Origin of the sequence: Methyloceanibacter sp., from assembly GCF_049590335.1 — a bacterium.
GTDB lineage: Bacteria > Pseudomonadota > Alphaproteobacteria > Rhizobiales > Methyloligellaceae > Methyloceanibacter.
On the sequence record NZ_JBAWCQ010000063.1, the window covers coordinates 1 to 17,809 of the forward strand.

The following is a 17,809-nucleotide window of genomic DNA, read 5'->3' on the forward strand; positions in this document are numbered from 1 at the left end:
ATGCGGTCTAGGAACGCAAGCAGATTGTCGGCGCGCGCATCGAACAGCGCATCGCAGCTCTCGAGACGGTCATTGTATTTTTCTAGGTTCTTGATCGCCGTGCGATAGATGGCGGGCGACGTCGTCTTGGGACCGAAGGGGCTGAACGACCAGTACCAATAGAATTCGTTGTACTGGAGGTCGCTGCGCGCCGTCTGCAGATCCTTATCGGGCTCAGACGTTCCCCGAACCCGGCCCAAGGAATCCACGAGCTCCACAGCGGTGCGCTGCACGGCTTGATGGATACCCCGCTGGAACACCGCCTTGTTGTCGAAAAACGGCGTTGCATCCCAAGGAACCCCGAACAGGCCGAGCTTGTAGAGTATCATGGACGAAATCCAGGCGTTCTGATTAACGTTGAAGTCCACCAAGTTAGCCGAGGCCTCAACAATCATCGAGCGTCGACAGCTCTTCTTCTCAGCGCTTTCGCCTTGCGTGTCCGTCTCAGTTGTATTGTCGCTGACGATGCCGCCGCTGGGTTCAGAAACGTGGCCGGCCTCCTTCGTGGCCAGGTTATAGGCGTCTGCGTAATCCGGACTGAAGGCGTTCCAGACCTGCGTGTTCCAGAAAAAGATACCGTAAAGGACGAGAAGGACGGCGAGGATGACGCCGATAACCACCCTCAAAATGGCGCCGAGGCGGGCGAAAAAGCCGCCGAGCCAAACGAAAGGCTTCGCGATGGTATTGAGAATGGACTGCAGCATGGTCCGGCCGTCTCCTGACACGAGAAGAATGTTGTTCCGACATATAGGGCGCGGGATGTCACTTTTCTGACGCCGGGCTCAAAAATTTGGGGGACGCCAAAGGGCTATGAGACCGCGTTGCGCGCGCCGCGTGCTTGAGCCTCAGAAGGAGCGAATGAGCCGCTCCAGGTAATCGAGCTCGAGGGTAGACCGCGAGGGGTCGCCGATGCGCCGGCGCAGCTCGTCCAAGACCTGCCGCGCCTTTTGGATGTCGATCTCATCGGGAACCTGAACCGACAGACCAAGGTCCGGACGGTTGGAGCGGTCCGGCCGTCCCAGCGGGTCGCGGCCGTTCGAGCCGGGCCCCTGACCGCCCTCCATCTCGCCTTCCGCCATCATCTGCTGCGCCATGGACTCGGTGCCCTCGCGCATCCTGTCGAGCGCCAGACTCTGGTTCTGCGCTGCGCGGTCGTAGTTCTTCTCGCCAATGGCCTGCTCGGCCTCACCCATGGCCTCCTGCGCGCCCTCGAATTGATCGGGCGGTTCGCCGCCTGCCTGGCGCATGCGTTCCATCAGCTGTTGCAGCTTCTCGCGCAACGCCTGTTGGCGTTCCTGCAGGCTGCCTTGCGACCCTTGCTGCTGTTGTTGACCAAGCTGCTGTTCTCCACCGCCGGGCGCATCGCCTTGCCGTCCGGATTGGCCTTGCGCGCGTGCGCCAGACTGCCCGCCTTGGGGCATCTGATCCGTGAGGGGCGACATGGCGTTGCCGAATCCCATGGGGGATCCGGGCGGGCTGACATCGAATTCCTGGCTCTGGCTGCGGCTCTGGCCTTGGCCTTGACGCTGCTTGCGCTTCTCGGAGAAGGTGTCGTCCAGCAGCTCCTGTTGATCGGACGCGACCTCGTCGAGGTCCCGCATCATTTCCTGCGCCTTCTGCTGCTGTTCGTTGCGCGGAAGATTGTCGGCCTGCAACCGGTCGAGAATGTCGTTCAGCTCCGACAGCATCTTCTCGGCCATGTCCTTAGACCCGGACTCGGCAAGGTCCTTGATGCTCTCGAGCATCTTGTCGAGATCCTGCTCGGAGACCATGTCGTCGCGCTCTTGCGGGCTCTGGCCGGCCATCTCGCCCTGGTCTTTCTGCTGCGCCGCGAGGGCCTGCATGTAGCGGGACAGCGCCGCGCGCAGCTCTTCGATGCGTTGCTTGATTTCCTCGGCCGGCGCGTTCTCCCGCAGCGCCTTCATCAGCGCGTCTTGCGCGGTCCTCAGGTCCCGCTCTGCCTTGGGCAAGTCGCCTTCCTCAATCCGCAAAGCGGTGGACCAAAGCTGCTCCACGACGGTTTTAACCGAGTCGCGCGAGCGGTCGTTTTTGAGACGCCAATAGGCGTTGCGTAGCGACAGATAAACCACCCGATCCTTGATCGCCTTTTCGTCGCCAATGGTCAGTGCGTCCAACGCGCGGGCAACGCGGGGCAGTTGATTGGGATCGAGCACCAAGGTCTGGCGCTGCTCGACTACGGCCTTTGCCAGAGGCTTGGTGAAACGGCGGGCCGGCATCGTAAGCGGATAGGGCTCGCTGGTGCCGACCTGGTCGGCCTGGTCGCGTGCGGCAAGCGTCATGACGACATTGAGGCCCGCCCAAGGATGGGCAGTCAGATCTTGGGTCGCCCGGCCTTCGACCTTTTTGGCGTTGGCGCGCGGAAGCTGCAGCGTGATGGTGGGCGGCCCGAACAGGGACTCGACCTCAGCGAGGTCTGCCTCTTCTTCGACGGCAATACCGTTCGACGCTTCGGGCATCTGACCGTCGGCCAGTGTGAACCGGGCCTCGGCGCTGGCGACGCCATAATCGTCAAGGGCACTGTATTCCACGCGCAAGGCCCCGCGCGGCATGGCCGTAGGCGCGTTGCGGAGGCTGATCCGGGGCGCTGCGTCCTCGATCATCGAGAGCTGCCACTGGGTGACCGTCGATCTGCCGACGCGCAAATCCGCGGTGGCCGGTTTCATAAGCCCGGCATTGAATTCCATAAGGCCCGTCGCGGCGCCGTCCTTGGGTTCGATCGTTCTGGTCTTCCCGCTCTCGTCGGCGAGCGTCAGGGTCACGCGCTCGCCGTCGGGCGCATGGACGCGGACGATCAGCTGACTTCGGACAGGTACGGACAGGGCCCGAAAGGTCTCCGACCCTCGGCCGACCTTTTCGGTTCCGTCGGCCAAGACGACAGGCGCCATGCCCGTATAGACAGGCGGCGTGATCCACGCATCAAGCCGCACCAGCTGCGTCGAAGCGGACGCGGCCGGCAAGAACGCGGATTTGAGACGCGAGCCCGCATCGCTACCGGCGGCGAAAAACGCGGCAACCAGCGCGAGGACCAGGGCGGCGCGGATTGCGTAGGGATCGTCGCGGTCGGCGCGCGGCTTGGGCCATGAGGGCTTGAGCCGGGCGACCAGCCGGGCGAGGCGTTTCCGGTGCAGGGCCCAAAGCTGAGCGGGCGCGGTGCCGGGCGTGGCCTCAAGCGTGTCCTCGTAAGACGAGGCGGGCCGGTGCTCGATACCCGAATCACGCTCAAGTCGCCGCAGTGCTTCGTTGCGCGTCGGAACGGCGATGCGCCAGAGCGGCACCAGCGCGATCAGGAACGCGATGAGAAAGACGCCGAGCAGGATGCGATGGGCGAGTGCAGGAAGCAGGCTCCAGCCGCCCAGCAGTGTGAAGACCAGGAAGGCGCAGAGCACTACGAAGGGCCAAAGCAGCGCTTCGAACGCGCGTTCGGCCATGAGCGCAAGCCAGCTCAGCCCGACCCGGCGCTCGAAGCGGCGCTTCAGCGTATCCGGTGTGGGGGCGGGTTTTGCAGCATCTCTCGAGCGGGACGGTCTCGCCATGATCTCGGACATCTAACATAGACGGGCGCGGAGCCCAGGTTACATCCCTGTAACATTCTGCGGGCAAACGGGCGAAATCGCGGCAATGCCGGTGAAGGACCTCAGAGCCAATCGGGGAGGCGTTCGGCGCCGAGCAGGTCTTCGTAGGTGCTCCGTGGACGCGTCACGCAATAGTCCGCGCCCGAAACCAGTACTTCGGGCACCAGCAGACGGCTGTTGTATTGCGAGGCCTGAACCGCGCCGTACGCGCCCGCCGTCATGACGGCGATGAGGTCGCCCGGGTAGAGCGCCGGCAGGGGCCGCGCGAGAGCGAGGTAATCACCGGTCTCGCACACGGGTCCCACCACGTCGGTAATACGCGGTTCGGAGTCTGGGCTGGGTTCGACGACGGGAAGAATCCGGTGATAGGCCTCGTAGAGCGTCGGTCGGATCAAATCGTTCATGGCTGCATCCACGATGGTGAAGGTCTTTTCCGGCCCGGTCTTTACGTACAGCACCCGCGACACGAGGATTCCGGCGTTGCCGGCGATCATACGTCCGGGCTCGAACAGAAGCCGCACGTCCAGATCGCCCATGGCCTCGTTTACGAGCCGGGCATAGTCGGTCGGCAGCGGCGGCGCCGGTTCGTCGTGCCGGTACGGGATGCCGAGCCCCCCGCCGAGATTGAGGAACTCAATGCCGAGGCCTTCAGCGCGCAAAGTCGCCACCAACTCCTTGAGAAGCGCGAAGGCGTTGGCAAACGGCGCCAGGTCCGTAATCTGGCTGCCGATATGCATATGGATGCCGGCTGGCTGGATGCCCGGAAGCTGCGTGGCCTGCCGGTAGAGCGAGGGTGCGGCCTCGAAGGGAATGCCGAACTTGTTCTCCGCCTTGCCGGTCGAAATCTTGTGATGTGTGCCAGCGTCCACATCGGGGTTCACGCGGAAGGCGATGCGGGCCGTCATGCCCTTCGCGGCGGCGACTTGGCTCAGCGCGTGCAATTCGGGTTCGGACTCGACGTTGAATGCGAAAATGCCGGCATCCAGCGCGAAGGCCATCTCGGCCTTGGCCTTGCCGACGCCGGAAAAGACCACGCGCTCGCCGGGCACGCCAACGGCTAGCGCGCGGCGGAGCTCGCCTTCGGAGACGACGTCCATGCCGGCGCCGTGCTTGGCCAGGGTCGCCAGCACGCCCAGATTGGAGTTGGCCTTGATGGCATAGCAGACGAGCGTATCCGGGCGCGCGGCGAAGGCCTCAGCGAAGACGCCGATATGCCGCTCGAACGTTGCGGTGGAATAGCAATAGAAGGGCGTCCCGACATCTGCGGCTAGCGCGCCAAGGTCAATGTCCTCGGCATGGAGTACGTTGGCCTCAGACACGCCACGCCGGTAGGCGAAATGGTGCATGGGGTGACGTTAGTGAATGATATCGTCGAGGATCGGGATGCGGCGATCCGGGGATTTCGACTGCTTGGTGGATGGGTCAGCCGCCACCTCCGGATAACTGGCCTCCGGCCGGTCGAGCGAGCCGCGACGCCCGCAGGCCGAAAGGCCAACGGCAAGAACAAGCGCCAATGATAAGAGAATGCGCGCCGCGCTTCCCATCGATACAATCCCTTTAGGGTCTGACCCTGTCTTGCGATGTCCCGTCGTCGAAAGGCTTCTTACGCGCCTTTCCTTACATTGTTTTATCGCGAGACGCCGTCCTTCTCCAAACGCTTTATCCAGCGTTTGGCCTCGCGCCGGACGTTTGACGGGGCGGTGCCGCCGAGGCTTCTGCGGCTTTTCGCTGACCGGGCCGGGTCCAAAACGTCAAGCACTTCCTCGGTGATCCGAGGCTCGGCGCTCTGCAGGTCAGAAAGCTGCAACCTATTGAGGTCTTTCCCTTTTTTCTCCGCAAGCGCGACAATGCTCCCGGTGACATGGTGCGCTTCCCGAAAGGGAATGTCGAGGGTCTGCACCAGCCAATCGGCAAGATCCGTCGCGGTCGAGTACTCGCTACCCGCCGCTTTCTTCATGGCCTTGGCGTCAATAAGGAGATCCGAAATCATGCCGGCAAGGGCCGAAATCCCCAGTTTCAGGGCGTCGAGAGCATCGAAGACGGGCTCCTTGTCTTCTTGCATGTCCTTGGCATAGGCCAGCGGCAGCCCCTTCATGACCATCAGCAAGGCCTGGAACGCGCCCGCGATGCGGCCTGTCTTGGCGCGCACAAGCTCGGCCGCGTCGGGGTTCCGCTTTTGCGGCATGATCGAGGACCCGGTCGAGAAAGAATCCGACAGCCGGGCAAAGCCGAACTGAGGCGACGTCCACAGCACGATCTCCTCCGCCAGCCGCGACAGATGGATCGCAGTGATTGAGGCCGCCGCCAGCGTTTCGAGCGCAAAGTCCCTATCCGAGACCGAATCGAGGGAGTTCGCGGTCGGTCGATCGAAGTGGAGCGCCCTGGCCGTGTGATGCCGGTCGATGGGGAAGCTGGTGCCGGCCAGCGCCGCCGAGCCCAGCGGGCATTCGTTGAGACGCTTGGCGGCATCTGCGAACCGTCCCCGGTCCCGGGCAAACATCTCCACATAGGCCAGGCAATGATGGCCGAAGGTGACAGGTTGGGCGGTCTGCAGATGGGTGAAGCCCGGCATGACCGTCGCCGCCTCTTCGAAGGCGCGCGTCGAAAGCGCAAGCTGAAGCTGCGCGAGGCCCGCCTCGATAAGGCCGATCTCATCGCGCACGTAGAGCTTGAAGTCTGTGGCCACCTGGTCGTTGCGGGACCGGGCCGTGTGGAGCTTGCCGGCCACCGGGCCGATAATCTCCTTCAGACGGTTTTCGATATTGAGATGTATGTCTTCCAACGCTCGCGAGAATTTGAAGTCTCCAGCCTCGATCTCGGCCAGGATTTCGTCGAGACCCTCGGCAATCTTGGCGGTCTCTTCAGGCGCAAGGATACCTGTAGCCTCAAGCATGGCGACATGCGCTTTCGAGGCTTCGATATCATGCCGCCAGAGCCGCTTGTCGAAATCGATGGAGGCATTAATGTCCTCCATAATGTCGGAGGGGCTAGAGGCGAAGCGGCCGCCCCACATTGTGTTGGTCATAATGGTCCGGTCTGAAGCTTAGGAGAGCTCCCAAGAGCTCGAGTTTAATGAGAGCGACGTGAGCGATTCCAAGAAACGCAAGTCCACGACGACCCCGGCCACATATGCGATCGTGATCGCGGTCGCACTTCTTGCTGGGTTTGGCACGGTATATTGGCTTTCCACCCCGTCTGACAATCGTTGGGACGCGCCTGACGGCGCAGGCTCCGCTGCAGAGCCTACCCCCGGTGGGGCTGGGAGCAAGGGCGCAGGTTCGCTTAAAGGACTCAATTCGGGCGCGATGACTGCGTTCGTGGTGCGGTCCGTGCCGCTCGATCTGCCCGATTTCGCCTTCGAAGGGCCCGGCGGCCGCAAGCAGACATCCGCCGATCTGAAAGGCAAGGTGGTGCTCCTGAATATCTGGGCGACGTGGTGCGTCCCCTGCCGGGAGGAGATGCCACAGCTGAACGCGCTGCAATCCGAGCTTGGCGGCGACACCTTCGAGGTGGTGGCGATCAATATCGACAAGAGCGGGGCCGAGAAGGCGAAAAAGTTCCTGGCTGAGACGGGTGCGAGCGACCTCAAGCCCTATTACGACCCAACCGGAAAGCTGTTTGCCAAGCTCAAAGCCGTCGGCATGCCGACCACCCTGCTGCTTGACCCGGAGGGCAAGGAGATGGGCCGCCTCGTGGGCCCCGCCAACTGGGCCGCGCCGGAAGCCAAGGCGCTCATTCAAGCGGCGATCGGCGCCTCCGAGCGCAGCGCGAAGTGATGGCCTTGCGTCCGGCCTCTACACTCGAGGTGCGGTCTAGCGCATGGGCGTGAGGGCTTCTTTGTCCAGCCGATAGGTGTAGTTGCAGGTTTCGTTCGCAGGCCTGTTGCAGGGCGCGCCGTAGGTCGTGACATGCATCAAGCGCGACGGGCCGCTGGTTGAAAATTTGTAGCCTTTCACGAAGTCCTCGAAGACCTTATCCCAGTCGTCGCCGCTCCAATAGTAGAGCTGCATCAGGCATCCATTCGGATTGCAGGCTGGGTTGCCCCCATTCTTGCATACGAGCTTGCTGTAATCGGCAATCCAATCGGGGCGGCCGTCGCGGTTCAAATCGTCGCTTCGCAGAATCTTGGCGGTTTCCGGGGTGCCACCCATTTTCCGGCAGCGATCCGCAGCTTCGGCGACCGTCTCCGCCATCTCTTCGGGCGAGTCCTCCGCGTGAGCTGCGACGGTCGAGGTCATGGCGGCCGCCGCGAGAACCAGCGTGGCGCGGCGAAGGAGGCGGTGTGTCACGGTGCGCCGGGGTCAGTTTATCGCTGGCGAAAGCGCGGGAAGATCGGCAAGTTCGGTGACCGGGGTCTCAAGACGGAAGAGATCGGGCGTTACGTCGGAGCGGCGCGTCTTCTTTCTCTTCGGTCGCGGGCCGCAAATGACGGCGCGCAAATGCGCAGGTTTGTCCGCCCGGTCTGCCGGCTGCGCAAGACCGTTCAGGCTCGTGCCAAAGAGCGACTTCCAGAAATAGCGTTTGAAGCCGTTCTCAAGCAGCTGGGCGGCGCGCGCGTTGCGTACGCGGGTCGAGGGCTCTCCAAGCACGACGGCCACGAGCTTGCGTCCGTCCCGGGTGGCGCTGACGACGATGTTGAAACCTGAATCGCAAATGAATCCGGTCTTCATGCCGTCGGCGCCGTTGAAGGTGCGGAGGAGGCCGTTGTGGGTCCGAAGCTGCCGCTTGCCGACGGCGACCGACTTCATCTTGAAGATGTCGGCATATTCGGGGAACTCGATGATGAGCGCGCGGGCAAGGCGCGCCAGATCGCGCGCGGTCGTATATTGCTGCTCGTTGGGAAGACCGTGCGGGTTCGCGAATTGGGTGCTCGTCATGCCGAGCCGCTTCGCCGCCTCGTTCATGCGATCGATGAAGGCTTCTTCAGAGCCGCCGACGGTTTCGGCGACCATGACCGCCACGTCATTGGCGGACTTGACGATGATCACTCGGATCGCCGTTTCAAGCGGGATCGACGTGCCGACGGGCAGTCCGAGCTTGGTGGGCGGCTCGGCGAGCGCATTCTTAGTGACGATCGCTGGGGTGTCGGGTTTGACCTCGCCATTTCGGAGTGCGTGAAAGGCGACATAGGCGGTCATCATTTTTGTGAGCGAGGCGGGGAACCAGAGTGTATCTGGATCCTCGGCGTAGAAGACGGTGCCGTTATAGGGTTCGAAGACGAGAGCGGGGCTGGCATTGGCGGCCGTCGGTGCCAAAAGGGCGAATGCGGCGAAAAGGCCAAGAAAGGCACGCCTCAGCATAAACATCGTTCCCCTTCGATCCTTGTGGCGCTCACGTCTATCGCGTGACGTCCGGTCTATCTTGCGGGCACCGCACTGCAATTTCCGATGCCCACTACGCGCCATCCGCCCTATTTCACATGCAAATTCGACTCTTCCGTGACGGACGCTCCCCACGGCGTTCCCGACTCGATGCACCGCAGCGCTCGGCGCCACACTAACGCGCCGAGACGGTTTCGCAACCCGGAGGGTCAATGATTCAGGCCGTTTTCAGCCGGAAAGCGGGCCATCCCAATGATCGGGCTGGTGAAGTCCTAGCCGGAAGACAGAGAACACTTCCCTTGAATTAGAAGTCTCAAAATATACGGGGGCTCAGATTTTGTCTGCGTGGCAGCAGGATCCGCGGCTGACTATGGCCCCAGCTGTGTAACGCTAGCCATCGCGGTGGCCGAGGATCCATGCGGCGGCGGCCGGGAGGTCCTTGACGACTGCCGTCGGCGGCGCTTCGACCCGCCGCTCGTCGCCATCGCGGTACTTTCCTGTGCGCACCAGAACGGCCCGCGAAAGACCGGCCAGAAGAGCGCCTGCGACATCGCACTCCGCATCGTCCCCCACCATCACGGCGTCCTCCGGTGCGCACCCCATACTGGCGAGCGCGGCATGGAAGAAATCGGGCGAGGGTTTGCCGAGGACAATAGCCTGCTTCCCGCTTGAGTATTCCAATGCTGAAACGAAGGCGCCCGCATCGAGGCTCAACTTTCCGTCGTCGTCCATGAAGGTGCGGTTCTTTGCGAGCGCGAGAAACGCGGCGCCATCGATCAGTGCACGGAATGCATGGTTCAGGGTCCAATAGGTGAAGGCTTCGCCCGCATCGCCGACGATGACCGCGCGCTTCTTGCGATCAGGGAGACTTGAGAACTCCGCCTTCAGGTTGGGATGGACCAGCAGAAGCGGTGAGGCATTGTGCTGTTTGAGCCAAGCCCGTGCTGCCTGCCCGGGCGTGAAGAGCTCGTCACTGGTGATCTCAAGCCCCAGTCCCGTCAGCCGGGCGAGTAACGCCTTTTTGGTCTTGGTCGTGGTGTTGGTCACGAAGCGGATCGGCAGACCGGTGCTATGAAGCTGTCGCACGGCCTCCAGCGCATTGGGCAGGACATGGTCCCCCTCGTAAACAACGCCTGCCAGATCGAGAAGTATGCCGCGTATCATAGCCGTAGGGTTGCGCGGTCACCGGCCCCGATCAAGCGTGCAAGGGTCGCGGACTCCTAAACCGTGCCAGTCAGCTTCTTAAGGTAACCCGGGGTGGCGTCGGCCAGTACGTCGCGATGAAGCCGGCTGTGCCCGTCGAAAATGGCGCGCGAGGCCTCGGCGTCCAGCATCATCGTGCCGAGCCGTTCCAAGGCCTCGCCCAGATCCTCGCCGTCGAAATAGACGACACGCCGGGTGCCCTGGGGCGGGGTGTCCAGCAGTTCGGCGAAGTATTGGAGGAAGATCTGTCCTTGCCGCGCCATTTAGGGGAAGAGAACGAGCACGCGCGGGCTCGCCCACTCCTCCTCAGTTAGCTGGGTTTGCCTAATTTGCCTCATGATGGCGTCGCAGGCATCGAGCTGCGCATGAGCAACGCCCGCCAGGAGCGGTCCGATATGCGGATTCGCCAATGCGGCGAAAGCCGCGAGCGTCTCATTTGAGACGGTCTCGTCGGCAATGACCGCATCGAGAAACGCGGTCGCCATATCAAGGTTCGGGGAGGGCCCCGGCAGAATCCCTGCCTTGGCTTGCTCTGTCGTATCGAGCACCGGCGCGGCTACCTTGATGGCGTCGCGATAGTCCGTCAGCGGCGCGGGGCGCGCTTCCCGAGCGGGCGCCCGGTCTGCTCCTGTAGGAGGCAATAGACGCCAAGAGACATGTGCCCGACCGTCTTCATCTTGTCGTAGAGCGGCGGCTGCTGGCCCGTGAAGCGCTCCATAGCGCAATGCTAGCGACAGAACATGAGATCGTCATTCAAGATAACGACGAGTGCGATCTCCTTCGGTCGCTCGACCACTTTGGCGCGCGTGGCCAAGTAAATATCGACGAAACGCTGATCGAGATCGGCGAGGACATCTCGGTTTTCCATGACAGGCTTTTGATCGGGACCGGGACACATCGGACGACGGGACCATCATACAGGCGCATCATTGCGGTTCGATAAGCGTGCCGAACATCTCCCGGCAAAAAACTGCTGCACGGCGTCGGGCCGCAGGCCTCGGGCGCCTCTATCTCCTTAGGTCCAATCCCCGTACTCTATGGCTCGTTCCGCAAACCCTTGATCTAGGCCTCCGCCCTCCATGAGCGCCCTATTCGAAGAGCTCGACTATTGCCCGACCCCGATCGGTGCCGTGAGCCTGCGCCGCCGCCGGGACCTCAAGCTCGATGTGGATGTGTTCGAGATCAGGCTTGGCGACGAGTCCTTGATGACGAGCCTGTTCACCGCGTCCGAAATCGCGTTGGCGCGGCTGGGGCTTGCCGCGCTCGACGATCCGGTCACGCCGGATATTGTCGTTGGCGGTCTTGGTCTCGGATATACGGCGCATGCTGTTTTAGAGTGCGCGGCGGGCGCGTCGCTGATTGTCGTTGAAGCGCTCGCGCCCGTCATCGAGTGGCACGAGACGGGATTGCTGCCGCTCGGAGCCGCACTGGCAAAAGACCCGCGCTGCCATCTGGTCCAGGGCGACTTTTTCGCCAAGGCAGCCTCGCAGGAAGGGTTCGATCCGGACGCACCGGGGCGGTTGTTCGACGCTATCCTAGTTGACATCGATCATTCGCCCGACGCGTTGCTGGACGACCGCAACGGCTCGTTCTATCAGCTCGACGGATTGCGCCGGCTCACCCGGCATCTCCGACCCGGCGGCGTATTCGGCTTGTGGTCAGACGCTTCCCCGGACGAGGCCTTCGTGACGCGTTTGTCTCGCGTCTTCACCGACGTGCGCGCCGAGCCCGTGACGTTTCACAATCCGTTGCAGGACCGGCCCTTCACCCAGACGGTCTATCTCGCAAGGGTCCAACGGGGCGCGACGTCATGAGCGAGGCGCAGACGGACTTAGGCGCGCTGCGGGCGCAGCTGGTGGAGCGGCTGCAAAGCCTCCGGGACGCGAGCCAGACTACGGCCGACAATCGCCGTCCCGTCGAGCTCGACCAGACCTCCGTGGGCCGGGTCTCAAGGATGGATGCGATGCAGGTTCAGGCCATGGCCGTGGCCTCCGAACGGCGGCGTCACGACGAGGCGCGCCGCGTCGAGGCCGCCATTAAGCGCATCGACGCGGGCGAGTACGGCTATTGCATCGCTTGCGGCGAGGAGATTGCCCAGAAGCGGCTGGCGGTCGACGCCACCGTCGTTAGCTGCATCCGTTGCGCGTCTTGAAGCTGACCTGTGTCAGCGTTTTTCGATGTAGACCAGCCGCAGATCGTTGACATTCGTCATGGTCGGGCCGGTCTCGAGTAGATCGCCGATACCCTTGAAGAATGTGTACGGATCGTTGTTGGCGAGCATGGCTTTGGCGTTGATACCTGCGGCCTCTGCGCGTTGGAGCGTGTTGGGGTAGATCAGCGCGCCCGCATTGTCTTCGGAGCCGTCCACGCCGTCGGTGTCGCCGGCAAGCGCATAGATGTTCTCCATGCCGTCCAGCGCGATCGCCATCGCCAGCAGAAACTCCGTATTGGGACCGCCCTTGCCCTTGCCCTTCAGCGTGATCGTGGTCTCGCCGCCCGAGATGAGAACGCAAGGCGGCTCCATCGGCTGACCGCGCATGGCGCATTGACGCGCAATGCCCACATGGACGAGCCCGACGTCGCGCGACTCACCCTCGATGCTGTCGCCAAGAATGACGGGAGTCACGCCCGCAGCGCGCGCGACATCGGCCGCGGCTTCCAGCGAAGCCTGCGGCGTGGCGATCATGACGTTCTCGACCTTGTCGAAGCATTTGTCGCCCGCCTTGGGCGTTTCCTCGATCGTCTCGAGCACCTGCCGCACGGACAGAGGCAAATCGATGCCGTATTTCTCGACGATAGCGATTGCGTCCGCGTTGGTGGACGGGTCGGGCACGGTCGGACCGGAGGCGATGATCGAGGCGTCGTCGCCGGGCACGTCCGAGATCATCAGCGCCACGACCTTCGCGGGATAGGCGGCGCGGGCCAGCCGTCCACCCTTGATGGCCGACAGATGCTTCCGCACCGTGTTCATTTCGGAGATGGTCGCGCCGCTCGCCAGCAGCGCCTTGTTAACCACCTGCTTATCTTCGAGCGAGATCCCCTCGGCGGGCGCCGCCAGCAAGGCAGAGCCGCCGCCCGAGATCAGCGCGAGAACGAGATCGTCCTCGGTCAGGCCTTGTACGGCCTTAAAGATGCGTTGCGCGGCTTCGCGTCCGGCAGCGTCCGGCACAGGATGGGCGGCCTCGACGACTTCTAGACGCTCCGTTGGCAGCCGATAGCCGTAGCGCGTCACGACGATTCCATCGAGCGGGCCGTCCCAAGCATCTTCCAGCGCCTTCGCCATGGCGCCGGACGCTTTGCCCGCGCCGATAATGACGGTTCGCCCTTTGGGGCGAGGCGGCAGGTGGGGCGGCACGCAGAGCGACGGCAATGCGGCGTCCACACCAGCCTTGAACATGGCCTTCAGCAACTCATCTGGGGACATCTGATCCGCTCCGCTCCCTCCTGTTTGTTATTGGTCGATGAAACTGCACAGACGATTGCAAGAAGGCAAGCGAATGAATACGGTGCCGATCCGTTTCGCGATAATTCGCATGTTCCAAACGACAGATTAGGCTGGGAGTAGACGATCATGGCCGTGGGCTCTAGCGAACAACACAAGAAGCCAAAATCCGATATCGAGATCAGCCAGTCCGCCACGATGCGGCCGATCCTGGATGTGGCCAAGGACAAGCTTGGGATCGAGGCCGAAGACCTAATCCCCTACGGGCACTACAAGGCGAAGGTCTCTCTCGACTACATCGACGGCCTTAAGGACAAGCCGGACGGCAAGCTGATCCTGGTCACCGCGATCACGCCGACACCCGCCGGCGAGGGCAAGACCACGACCACGGTCGGCCTTGGCGATGCGCTCAACCGGATCGGCAAGAAGGCGATCATGTGTTTGCGCGAGCCGAGCCTTGGCCCGTGTTTCGGCATGAAGGGCGGCGCGGCCGGCGGCGGCTTTGCGCAAGTCGTGCCGATGGAGGACATCAACCTTCATTTCACCGGCGATTTCCATGCCATCGGGGCCGCCAACAACCTGCTAGCGGCGATGATCGACAACCATATCTATTGGGGCAACAAGCTCGATATCGATGCCCGCCGTGTCACCTGGCGCCGTGGCGTTGACATGAACGACCGTGCGTTGCGCTCGATCGTCACGTCTTTGGGCGGGGTGACCAACGGCTTCCCCCGCGAGGCGGGCTTCGATATCGTGGTGGCGTCCGAGGTTATGGCGATCTTTTGCCTGGCTAAGGACCGGGCCGACCTCCAGCGGCGGTTGGGGCAGATTCAGATCGGGCAGACACGGGACAAGACTGCCGTCACCGCCGATCAGATCTCGGCGGCCGGTGCCATGGCGGCGCTTCTGAAGGATGCGCTGGCGCCCAACATGGTGCAGACACTCGAGAACAACCCGGCCTTCATCCATGGCGGTCCGTTCGCAAATATCGCCCATGGCTGTAACTCGGTGATAGCAACCAAGGCCGCCTTGAAGCTCGGCGATTATGTTATAACGGAGGCGGGGTTCGGCGCCGATCTCGGCGCGGAGAAGTTCTTCGATATTAAATGCCGCAAGGCGGGCCTCAGGCCTGATTGCGTGGTGATCGTCGCTACCATCCGGGCGCTCAAGATGCATGGCGGCGTCGCCAAGGACAATCTCAAGAAAGAGAATCTGGAGGCGCTGGAGAAGGGCTTCGCCAATCTCGAGAAGCATATCGAGAATGTGCGCAAATTCAATGTGCCGGTGGTCGTGGCCGTCAACCGGTTCTCGCTTGACACAGACGACGAGATCGCGCTCCTCAAGCGTCTCTGCTCGACGGCCAGCGCCGAATGCGTGATGTCCGATCACTGGGCGCTTGGCGGCGAGGGCGCCGAGGAGCTGGCCGAGTGCGTGGTCAAGACCATCGACAACAAGCCGTCGGACTTCAAACCGCTCTACCCGGATGACATGTCGCTCTGGGACAAGACCCGGACCATTGCCCAGGAGATCTATGGGGCGGAGGACATCACCGGGTCCAAGACTGTGCGCGACAAGTTCGCGGAGCTGGAGAAGAATGGGTTCGGCAAACTCCCGATCTGCGTGGCCAAGACCCAGTACAGCTTCACCACCAATCCGGATGCCAAGGGTGTGCCGCTTGGTCACACCATTCCGGTCCGCGAAGTGCGGCTTTCCGCCGGTGCGGAGTTCGTGGTGGTGATCTGCGGAGACATCATGACAATGCCTGGTTTGCCGCGGGTTCCTGCCGCCAACAATATCGAATTGGACGGCGAGGGGCGGATTACAGGATTGTTCTAGCCGGGCCTTCTCCGGGGAAGCAAAAGGGTTGCCAGGGGCGCGAGCGGGCGCTACGACCATACGAAAGTCGTAGGGTCTGGCCCCGTGTTGGGCGCTGGGCGAACAATAATTACCTTGGAGAGGAAACCAATGGCTGGAGCCAGGCGGCCGGGCCGTAACTTTCTATTTGTGCCGGGCCCAACCAATGTGCCGGACCGGATACTCCGAGCCATGCATATTCCGATGGAGGATCATCGGTCCCCGGACTTCCCGAAGCTGACGATTCCGCTTTTTGAGGAGATGAAGAAGGTCTTCCAGACCAAGGAAGGCCAAGTCGTCATCTTCCCGTCCAGCGGTACCGGCGCCTGGGAGTCCGCCCTGACCAATACGCGTGCGCCGGGCGACAAGCTACTCGCGCCGCGCTTCGGGCAATTCAGCCATCTGTGGATCGACCTCGCCCGCCGCCACGGGCTCGACGTGATCGTCCAGGAGGAAGAGTGGGGCACTGGCGCCGATCCGGATCGGATCGAAGAGGAGCTGCGGGCGGACAAAAATCACGAAATTAAAGGGATTCTGGTGGTCCATAACGAGACCGCCACTGGTGTCACGTCTGATATAGCTGCGGTGCGCCGTGCGATGGACGCGGCCGGCCACCCGGCGCTGCTTTACGTCGACGGCGTCAGTTCCATCGGCAGCATCGATTTCCGGTTCGACGAGTGGGGCGTCGATCTTGCGATCACCGGCTCCCAGAAGGGCATGATGCTACCGGCCGGTCTCGGGATCGTCTGCGCAAGCCCGAAGGCTTTGGCGCAGATGGATGATGCCACGTGCACGCGCGCCTATTTCAACCTCGCCGACCAGTTCAACGCCAATGCGGGCGGCTACTTCCCGTATACGCCCGCGCTGCCGCTTCTGTACGGCTTGCGGGAATCGTTGGCGATGATGTCAGAGGAAGGGCTCGAGAACGTTTTTGCCCGGCATCGCACTCTTGCCAGCGGTACGCGGGCAGCCGTCGATGCTTGGGGTCTGTTGCTCTGCGCCAAGGCGCCGAAATGGCATTCCGACACGGTCAGCGCAATTATGGTGCCCGACGGGTTCAGCGGCGCTGATGTCATAGAGAGGGCCTATCGCCGCTATAATCTTGCCTTGGGTGCGGGTCTCTCGGAAGTGGCAGGCAAGCTGTTCCGCATCGGCCACCTTGGCGATCTAAACGAATTGATGTTGCTCGGCGCCATCTCCGGAGCCGAGATGTCGATGCGCGATGTCGGTATTCCGGTCGAGCCCGGTTCGGGCGTGGCCGCAGCGCAGGAGTATTTCCGTAACGCCAACGGCGCCGCCGAACAGCGCCTGGCCGCGGAGTAAGGGGCCAGACGCTTAGGAGTGAGTGCCAGGTCAGAACGAAACACTATCCGGCAAAGAGCATTTCCGGTCCGGTAAGGTCTATACGGCGCGGGCGATAACTGCTCGCCGATAGCTAGGGGGTTCAGTGGAACACGAGATCGTCTTTCTCGATCGCGAGTCGGTCGGAGCCGATGTCCGCAAGGCCAAATTTCCGCATAACTACACGGAGCACCAGTCGACTTGGACTCCCGAGGACATCGTCGAGCGTCTGAAAGACGCCACCATCGCCATCATCAATAAGGTGCCGATGCGCGAAGAAGTGCTCAAGCAGCTTCCCAAGCTGAAGCTGATTGCGGTGGCCGCGACGGGCACGGACGTTGTCGACAAGGCCTATTGCAAGGCTAACGGCATCACGGTCGTCAATATTCGCGGCTATGCGTTCAATACCGTGCCTGAGCATGTGATCGCGCTGATGTTCGCGTTGCGGCGCAATCTTCTAGCCTATATCGAGGATACGCGGAACGGTCGCTGGGCCGAGGTGGATCAGTTCTGTTTCTTCGATCACCCGATCCGTGACATCGCCGGGTCCACCATGGGCGTCATCGGCTACGGTGCCATCGGCAAGGCCGTGGCCAAGCGGGCCGAATGTCTCGGCATGAAGATCCTGCCATATGACGTGTTCCCGCAGGACGGGCTCGTCGACCTGGAAACCGTCCTCAAGGAAAGCGACGTCATCACGCTTCACTGCCCGCTGACGCCTGAAACGGCGAACATGATCGGCACGAAGGAACTAAAGATGATGAAGCCCACGGCGATCCTCATCAACACCGCGCGCGGCGGTCTCGTGGACGAGGCGGCACTCGCCGAGGCCCTTAAGGCCGGGACGATCGCTGGCGCCGGCTTCGACGTGCTGACGACGGAGCCGCCGAAGGAAGGCAATGTCCTGCTCGATCTCAAGCTGCCGAACTTCATCGTCACGCCCCACGTGGCGTGGGCGAGCCGTGAGGCCATGCAGATCCTGGCAGACCAACTCATCGACAACATCGACGCGTTCG

General features: G+C 62.5%; 18 protein-coding genes. 6 read left to right on the forward strand and 12 right to left on the reverse strand.

From position 1 onward, the window contains the following. The 5 genes from WBQ77_RS04865 to argH all read right to left on the reverse strand — a co-directional run. The coding region (locus tag WBQ77_RS04865) for a DUF2333 family protein (protein WP_424059161.1) at nucleotides 1-743 on the reverse strand (743 nt) is incomplete at its 3' end. A 141-nt stretch (nucleotides 744-884) separates the two neighbouring features. Continuing rightward, nucleotides 885-3,593 (reverse strand): TIGR02302 family protein, encoded by a 2,709-nt coding sequence (locus WBQ77_RS04870; protein WP_424059162.1) that lies wholly within the window; start codon nucleotides 3,591-3,593, stop codon nucleotides 885-887. 101 nt (nucleotides 3,594-3,694) lie between these two features. Continuing rightward, complete coding sequence (gene lysA, locus WBQ77_RS04875; RefSeq protein ID WP_424043930.1) at nucleotides 3,695-4,978, reverse strand: diaminopimelate decarboxylase; 1,284 nt, start codon at nucleotides 4,976-4,978, stop codon at nucleotides 3,695-3,697. A gap of 9 nt (nucleotides 4,979-4,987) precedes the next feature. Then, a complete protein-coding gene (lptM, locus tag WBQ77_RS04880; RefSeq protein ID WP_424043928.1) occupies nucleotides 4,988-5,176 on the reverse strand; it encodes an LPS translocon maturation chaperone LptM in 189 nt (62 codons plus the stop codon). 83 nt (nucleotides 5,177-5,259) lie between these two features. After that, a complete protein-coding gene (gene argH, locus WBQ77_RS04885) occupies nucleotides 5,260-6,657 on the reverse strand; it encodes an argininosuccinate lyase (protein WP_424059164.1) in 1,398 nt (465 codons plus the stop codon). Nucleotides 6,658-6,715: 58 nt separating this feature from the next. Here argH and WBQ77_RS04890 point away from each other — a divergent pair, with 58 nt between their 5' ends. Further along, on the forward strand, nucleotides 6,716-7,408 hold the full coding sequence (locus WBQ77_RS04890) for a TlpA family protein disulfide reductase (protein WP_424059166.1): 693 nt from the start codon (nucleotides 6,716-6,718) through the stop codon (nucleotides 7,406-7,408). A 36-nt stretch (nucleotides 7,409-7,444) separates the two neighbouring features. On the opposite strand, the gene WBQ77_RS04895 is transcribed toward WBQ77_RS04890, so the two are convergent. The 6 genes from WBQ77_RS04895 to WBQ77_RS04920 all read right to left on the reverse strand — a co-directional run bounded on the left by WBQ77_RS04895 (nucleotide 7,445) and on the right by WBQ77_RS04920 (nucleotide 11,024). Further along, a complete protein-coding gene (locus WBQ77_RS04895; protein ID WP_424041644.1) occupies nucleotides 7,445-7,921 on the reverse strand; it encodes a hypothetical protein in 477 nt (158 codons plus the stop codon). A 12-nt stretch (nucleotides 7,922-7,933) separates the two neighbouring features. After that, nucleotides 7,934-8,932, reverse strand: a complete 999-nt coding sequence (locus tag WBQ77_RS04900; RefSeq protein ID WP_424041646.1) for a D-alanyl-D-alanine carboxypeptidase family protein — start codon at nucleotides 8,930-8,932, stop codon at nucleotides 7,934-7,936. A 411-nt stretch (nucleotides 8,933-9,343) separates the two neighbouring features. Then, nucleotides 9,344-10,117 (reverse strand): TIGR01458 family HAD-type hydrolase, encoded by a 774-nt coding sequence (locus WBQ77_RS04905; protein WP_424059168.1) that lies wholly within the window; start codon nucleotides 10,115-10,117, stop codon nucleotides 9,344-9,346. A gap of 56 nt (nucleotides 10,118-10,173) precedes the next feature. Continuing rightward, nucleotides 10,174-10,419 carry a hypothetical protein gene (locus WBQ77_RS04910; RefSeq protein WP_424041650.1) on the reverse strand — a complete coding sequence of 82 codons (246 nt, stop codon included), beginning with the start codon at nucleotides 10,417-10,419 and terminating at the stop codon, nucleotides 10,174-10,176. After that, nucleotides 10,420-10,797, reverse strand: coding sequence for a hypothetical protein (locus WBQ77_RS04915; RefSeq protein ID WP_424059170.1), 378 nt, complete (start codon nucleotides 10,795-10,797; stop codon nucleotides 10,420-10,422). An 86-nt stretch (nucleotides 10,798-10,883) separates the two neighbouring features. After that, nucleotides 10,884-11,024, reverse strand: a complete 141-nt coding sequence (locus tag WBQ77_RS04920; protein ID WP_424059171.1) for a hypothetical protein — start codon at nucleotides 11,022-11,024, stop codon at nucleotides 10,884-10,886. Between the two features lie 211 nt (nucleotides 11,025-11,235). Here WBQ77_RS04920 and WBQ77_RS04925 point away from each other — a divergent pair, with 211 nt between their 5' ends. Together WBQ77_RS04925 and WBQ77_RS04930 are read left to right on the forward strand one after the other, a co-directional pair. Then, nucleotides 11,236-11,970, forward strand: coding sequence for a spermidine synthase (locus WBQ77_RS04925; RefSeq protein ID WP_424041655.1), 735 nt, complete (start codon nucleotides 11,236-11,238; stop codon nucleotides 11,968-11,970). Beyond that, on the forward strand, nucleotides 11,967-12,308 hold the full coding sequence (locus WBQ77_RS04930) for a TraR/DksA family transcriptional regulator (RefSeq protein ID WP_424041657.1): 342 nt from the start codon (nucleotides 11,967-11,969) through the stop codon (nucleotides 12,306-12,308). The genes WBQ77_RS04925 and WBQ77_RS04930 overlap by 4 nt, the downstream gene beginning before the upstream one ends. A 12-nt stretch (nucleotides 12,309-12,320) precedes the next feature. Here the strand turns inward: WBQ77_RS04930 and WBQ77_RS04935 are convergent, their stop codons facing one another. After that, nucleotides 12,321-13,580: a glycerate kinase type-2 family protein gene (locus WBQ77_RS04935; RefSeq protein WP_424059173.1), complete on the reverse strand. Its 1,260-nt coding sequence runs from the start codon at nucleotides 13,578-13,580 to the stop codon at nucleotides 12,321-12,323. 147 nt (nucleotides 13,581-13,727) lie between these two features. Between WBQ77_RS04935 and WBQ77_RS04940 the strand changes: the two genes are divergently transcribed. The 3 genes from WBQ77_RS04940 to WBQ77_RS04950 form a co-directional block, all read left to right on the forward strand. Further along, a complete protein-coding gene (locus WBQ77_RS04940; RefSeq protein ID WP_424041661.1) occupies nucleotides 13,728-15,434 on the forward strand; it encodes a formate--tetrahydrofolate ligase in 1,707 nt (568 codons plus the stop codon). A gap of 129 nt (nucleotides 15,435-15,563) precedes the next feature. After that, nucleotides 15,564-16,775 (forward strand): aminotransferase class V-fold PLP-dependent enzyme, encoded by a 1,212-nt coding sequence (locus tag WBQ77_RS04945; protein ID WP_424059175.1) that lies wholly within the window; start codon nucleotides 15,564-15,566, stop codon nucleotides 16,773-16,775. Between the two features lie 124 nt (nucleotides 16,776-16,899). Then, nucleotides 16,900-17,809: D-2-hydroxyacid dehydrogenase (locus tag WBQ77_RS04950; RefSeq protein WP_424059176.1), on the forward strand; the 910-nt coding region annotated here is incomplete at its 3' end.

Bases quoted from the DNA above. Each gene is read 5' to 3' on its own strand.
- WBQ77_RS04870 (WP_424059162.1), bottom strand. From the start codon at position 3,593: ATGGCGAGACCGTCCCGCTCGAGAGATGCTGCAAAACCCGCCCCCACA.
- lysA (WP_424043930.1), bottom strand. From the start codon at position 4,978: ATGCACCATTTCGCCTACCGGCGTGGCGTGTCTGAGGCCAACGTACTC.
- lptM (WP_424043928.1), bottom strand. From the start codon at position 5,176: ATGGGAAGCGCGGCGCGCATTCTCTTATCATTGGCGCTTGTTCTTGCC.
- argH (WP_424059164.1), bottom strand. From the start codon at position 6,657: ATGACCAACACAATGTGGGGCGGCCGCTTCGCCTCTAGCCCCTCCGAC.
- WBQ77_RS04900 (WP_424041646.1), bottom strand. From the start codon at position 8,932: ATGCTGAGGCGTGCCTTTCTTGGCCTTTTCGCCGCATTCGCCCTTTTG.
- WBQ77_RS04905 (WP_424059168.1), bottom strand. From the start codon at position 10,117: ATGATACGCGGCATACTTCTCGATCTGGCAGGCGTTGTTTACGAGGGG.
- WBQ77_RS04910 (WP_424041650.1), bottom strand. From the start codon at position 10,419: ATGGCGCGGCAAGGACAGATCTTCCTCCAATACTTCGCCGAACTGCTG.
- WBQ77_RS04920 (WP_424059171.1), bottom strand. From the start codon at position 11,024: ATGGAAAACCGAGATGTCCTCGCCGATCTCGATCAGCGTTTCGTCGAT.
- WBQ77_RS04925 (WP_424041655.1), top strand. From the start codon at position 11,236: ATGAGCGCCCTATTCGAAGAGCTCGACTATTGCCCGACCCCGATCGGT.
- WBQ77_RS04930 (WP_424041657.1), top strand. From the start codon at position 11,967: ATGAGCGAGGCGCAGACGGACTTAGGCGCGCTGCGGGCGCAGCTGGTG.
- WBQ77_RS04935 (WP_424059173.1), bottom strand. From the start codon at position 13,580: ATGTCCCCAGATGAGTTGCTGAAGGCCATGTTCAAGGCTGGTGTGGAC.
- WBQ77_RS04940 (WP_424041661.1), top strand. From the start codon at position 13,728: ATGGCCGTGGGCTCTAGCGAACAACACAAGAAGCCAAAATCCGATATC.
- WBQ77_RS04945 (WP_424059175.1), top strand. From the start codon at position 15,564: ATGGCTGGAGCCAGGCGGCCGGGCCGTAACTTTCTATTTGTGCCGGGC.